Raw genomic sequence first — 622 nt, 5'->3', positions numbered from 1 at the left:
ATTCCGAGAAACGAGGAATCTCATCCAGTAACTCGACAAAGTTGCTCATTGTTGCGGGCACGGAAAACATCCTTAAATCCGCATGTCTCAAAAATAAGCTTTTGTTTTTGATACTTACACTAATTTTCTTGCTTTAAGAATCGAATTTCTAAGCTATTAAAAAAATAAAAACAAAATCTTTTCTTAACTACCTATAATTACTTGATATTGGACAATAGTTCTCCTCAACATTTTTATGTTTTTTTGTAAAATCATGATAAATATTGATGTTTAATTCTATCTGCTTTTAAGTCTTAAAACACAGATTCCCATAAATTTTTAGTTTGTTTTGCCTAGCATTTCGTATCCATTTAGCAGGGATAGTTATAAATCTAAATATGAATTTCTTTATTCTAAAACTTGGGCTTAAACACTTGAATCTAGCAGAAAATTGATTAATAATATAATCATATAGGTTTCTACAAATTGCTGTAAAGAATAGGAAAACCGTATTTTGTTCAAGCTTAGAAAATGGTAGATTGTTCCATCCGAAATCATTTTTTAAAACATCAAATTCTTTTTCTATTGCTCCTCTTTGATTGTAAAAGTGAGCTACTTCATCATTTGACAAGTCGTAATCGTT

The 622-nt window shown here is 28.9% G+C and carries 1 protein-coding gene; it reads right to left on the bottom strand.

Annotated elements, in window-relative coordinates; translation table 11 throughout:
- Positions 1 to 286: 286 nt before the first annotated feature.
- The coding region (locus AAGV33_RS16370) for a transposase (protein ID WP_373393449.1) at positions 287 to 622 on the bottom strand (336 nt) is incomplete at its 5' end.

Source organism: Flavobacterium magnesitis (assembly GCF_041729735.1).
Taxonomy (GTDB): domain Bacteria; phylum Bacteroidota; class Bacteroidia; order Flavobacteriales; family Flavobacteriaceae; genus Flavobacterium; species Flavobacterium magnesitis.
Note: the sequence above shows the minus strand (reverse complement) of the source record. Positions and strands in the feature narration are given on the sequence as shown.